This is a genomic window from Streptomyces sp. NPDC055078 (assembly GCF_053607985.1).
Map to the genome: position 1 here is coordinate 1 of NZ_JBSGUP010000759.1, position 3724 is coordinate 3724.

Sequence of the window (3724 nt, forward strand, 5' to 3'; positions counted from 1 at the left end):
GGCCGTCCCCGTACGCCTCGGTGGAAGATACGCCTCAGTGAGATACGCCTCAGTGGAAGAAGTGACGCGTGCCCGTGAAGTACATCGTCACGCCCGCCTTCTTCGCCGCCTCGATCACCAGCTCGTCCCGGACCGACCCGCCCGGCTGCACGACGGCCCGTACACCCGCTTCGAACAGGACCTCCGCGGCGTCCGGGAACGGGAAGAAGGCGTCGGATGCGGCGTAGGAGCCCTGTGCCCGCTCCTCGCCCGCGCGCGCCACCGCGAGCTTCGCGGAGTCGACGCGGTTGACCTGCCCCATTCCGACGCCGACGGACGCACCGTCCTTGGCCAGCAGAATCGCGTTGGACTTGACCGCGCGGCACGCCTTCCAGGCGAAGGCCAGCTCGGCCAGCTCGGCGGCGTCCAGCGCCTCGCCCGTGGCCAGGGTCCAGTTCGCGGGGTCGTCGCCGTCCGCCTGGAGCCGGTCGGTGACCTGGACCAGCGTTCCGCCGTCGATGGGCTTGGCCTCCACGGTCGCGGCGGGCCCTCCGTCGCAGCGCAGCACCCGGATGTTCTTCTTCCGGGCGAGCACCTCGACCGCGCCGTCCTCGTACGCGGGCGCGACGATCACCTCGGTGAAGATCTCCGCGACCTGCTCGGCCAGCGCGACGGTGACCGGCCGGTTGACCGCGATCACGCCGCCGAACGCGGACAGCGGGTCGCAGGCGTGTGCCTTGCGGTGCGCCTCGGCGACATCCGCGCCGATCCCGATGCCGCACGGGTTCGCGTGCTTGATGATCGCCACACAGGGCTCGGCGTGGTCGTACGCGGCCCGGCGGGCGGCCTCCGTGTCCGTGTAGTTGTTGTACGACATCTCCTTGCCGTGCAGCTGCTCGGCAAGGGCGAGACCGCCGCTGCCACCGCCAATGCCACCGCCGCTGCCCGCGCTGACGTAGAGCGCGGCGCCCTGGTGCGGGTTCTCGCCGTAGCGCAGCACATTCGAGCGCTCGTACGTGACGCCCACGAAGTCCGGGAAGCCCGAGTCGTCGGCGGGCGCGTAGGACGAGGCGAACCAGGAGGCCACGGCCACGTCGTACGCGGCGGTGTGCCGGAACGCCTCGGCGGCCAGCCGCTTGCGGGCGGTCAGATCGAAGCCGCCGCTCCGGACCGCCGAGAGGACGTCGGCGTACCGCGCGGGGCTGGTGACAACCGCCACCGACGGGTGGTTCTTGGCCGCGGCGCGGACCATCGAGGGGCCGCCGATGTCGATCTGCTCGACGCACTCGTCCGGGGTGGCACCCGAGGCGACGGTCTCCTGGAAGGGGTAGAGATTGACGATCACCAGGTCGAAGGGCTCGACGCCCAGCTCGGCGAGCTGCTCGCGGTGGGAGGCGAGACGAAGATCGGCGAGGATTCCGGCGTGCACGCGCGGGTGCAGCGTCTTGACCCGGCCGTCCAGGCACTCGGGGAAGCCGGTCAGCTCCTCGACCTTGGTGACCGGTACGCCGGCGGCGGCGATCCGCCCGGCCGTCGAGCCGGTGGACACCAGCTCGACGCCCGCCTCGTGCAGCCCACGGGCGAGGTCTTCGAGACCCGTCTTGTCGTACACGCTCACGAGCGCTCGCCGGATGGCCCGCTTCTCGGCCACAGCAGCCTCAACAGTCACGGGAAAACTACCTTTCGTCCCTCAATGCGGTAGTCGCTACGGGCCAGACGCCCTACGACCTCGACGAGCAGCGCTCGCTCGACTTCCTTGATGCGCTCATGGAGAGCGGCTTCGTCGTCCTCATCGCGGACCTCCACCACGCCTTGCGCGATGATCGGGCCGGTGTCGACACCGTCGTCGACGAAGTGGACGGTGCACCCGGTGACCTTCGCCCCGTACGCGAGGGCGTCGCGCACTCCGTGGGCGCCGGGAAAACTAGGCAGCAGGGCGGGGCGCGTATTGACGCAGCGACCGCCGAACCGGGCGAGGAACTCCTTGCCCACGATCTTCATAAAGCCGGCCGAGACGACGAGATCCGGCTCGTACGCGGCGGTGGCCTCGGTGAGCGCGCGGTCCCAGGCGTCCCGGGACTCATGGTCCTTCACCCGGCAGACGAACGTCGGCAGACCGGCGCGCTCGGCGCGCTCCAGTCCCGCGATCTTGTCCCGGTCCGCCCCGACGGCGACGACACGTGCGCCGAAGCCCTGGGGGTCCCCGGCGACCGCGTCCAGGAGGGCCTGGAGGTTGGTGCCGGAGCCCGAGACCAGGACGACCAGGCGGGCGGGGCGGGCGGAAGGGGGCGGGGAGGCCACAGCGGGTCTCTTTCTCGCGTGTTCTCGCGTGTCTCGCGTGGATGTTCTCGTGTGCGGGTGTGGCGTTCGGGCGGGGTGTGGCGGGTGTTGCGTGCGGGTGCTGCTGTGCGGGGGTGAGCCGTATGGAAGGACTCGGGTGCGGTGACTCGAATGTAGGGTTTCGTGCGTGCTCGACAGCGTTCGGAGCCGTGACGCCTTGTGCGGCCGACGGGGGCGGTCGTCGCACGGAGACGCTGATACGGCTTTGTGGGGTCGTACGAACGAATCGCGTTCCCCGATACGGGGAACCCTACGAAGAGGCCGACCGTCAGCAACGATACCGGCACGCAGGACAGCCCCCACGGGACGGGGGCTGGGCCGGGAGGTAGCGTCAGGGGACAGCACCCGTCCCTCGACGGGCACGACGACACAAGACCCCATGAGCCAAGGGTCTGAGGGGAAGACGTTCACCAGATGCGGGACCGACGCCACCGTACCGACCTCCTGTTGCCGCGGGAGCGCCAGTCCACCGATGACAACAACCCCTTCGCGCCGCCTCCGGAGGGCAAGCCGGATCAGCCGTGGCAGCCCCGGCGGCCCGACAGTCCGGCCAACCGCCCGTCCGACGGCTCATCCGGCGATTCGCCCGACGACTCGTCCGGCGGCTCGTCCCAGGATTCGGGCGGCTCGTCCGGCGGCGACCGGTCCGGCTGGGGCAGCCAGTGGAGCAGCCGGCAGCCCGGCCGCTCCTCCGGCGGCGGCTTCGGCGGTCGCCCCGGCGGATCGAACTCCCCGAACGGCGGGCAGCAGGGCCCCGGCGGCAAGCCCCCCGGCCTGCGCTGGGACCCCACCGACCCGGCCCAGCGCCGGGCCAGGTACGCCCTGCTCGCGGGCATGTGGGCGTTCTTCTTCGTAGTGTTCGACTTCACGGAGATCGCCCTCCTGCTGGGTGCCCTGGCGCTGTACTGGGCCATCAGCTCCCTGCGCGGGAACATCCCCCGCCGCGCCACCGACCCATCGGCCCCACCGCCGCCCGCACCCCCCGCCGGACAGGCCACCTCGAACCGTCCGCAGCGCACCGCCGCGGTGACCGGTCTGGTGATGGGCACCATCGCGCTGATCATCGTCGCCGGGGTGTACGCGGCGCAGCTCGTCTACCGCGACTACTACACCTGCGAGCGGGACGCCCTGACCAAGGAAGGCCAGATCTCCTGCAACGAGAAGCTCCCCGAGCCGCTCCGCGATTTCCTGGGCGTGACCGACTAAGAGCGGTCCCCGCTGTGTGCTCCGGGTGCTCCGGGCGGTCCCGGTGCCCCCGGTCAGCCGGCCTTGTCCTCGTCCGGGACGGACCCGGCGTCGGGGAGAGGCTGGGCGCCAGGGAGGGGCTCGGCGTCGGGGAGAGGCTGGGGAGTCGCGAGGGGCTCGGCGTCGCTTGACCGCAGGCCAGGCGCCTGGGGCCAGGGGC

At 71.4% G+C, this 3724-nt stretch carries 3 protein-coding genes; 1 reads left to right on the forward strand and 2 read right to left on the reverse strand.

Translation table 11 applies throughout. The features are described from left to right. Positions 1–49 precede the first annotated feature (49 nt). Both purH and purN read right to left on the reverse strand, forming a co-directional pair. Positions 50–1648 carry a bifunctional phosphoribosylaminoimidazolecarboxamide formyltransferase/IMP cyclohydrolase gene (gene purH / locus ACWF94_RS36155; protein ID WP_453498699.1) on the reverse strand — a complete coding sequence of 533 codons (1599 nt, stop codon included), beginning with the start codon at positions 1646–1648 and terminating at the stop codon, positions 50–52. Further along, positions 1645–2280: a phosphoribosylglycinamide formyltransferase gene (purN, locus tag ACWF94_RS36160; RefSeq protein WP_453498702.1), complete on the reverse strand. Its 636-nt coding sequence runs from the start codon at positions 2278–2280 to the stop codon at positions 1645–1647. Before purN ends, purH begins: the two co-directional genes overlap by 4 nt. Positions 2281–2733: 453 nt before the next feature. Here purN and ACWF94_RS36165 point away from each other — a divergent pair, with 453 nt between their 5' ends. Then, positions 2734–3525 carry a hypothetical protein gene (locus tag ACWF94_RS36165; RefSeq protein WP_453498705.1) on the forward strand — a complete coding sequence of 264 codons (792 nt, stop codon included), beginning with the start codon at positions 2734–2736 and terminating at the stop codon, positions 3523–3525. The last annotated feature ends 199 nt before the right edge of the window (positions 3526–3724 follow it).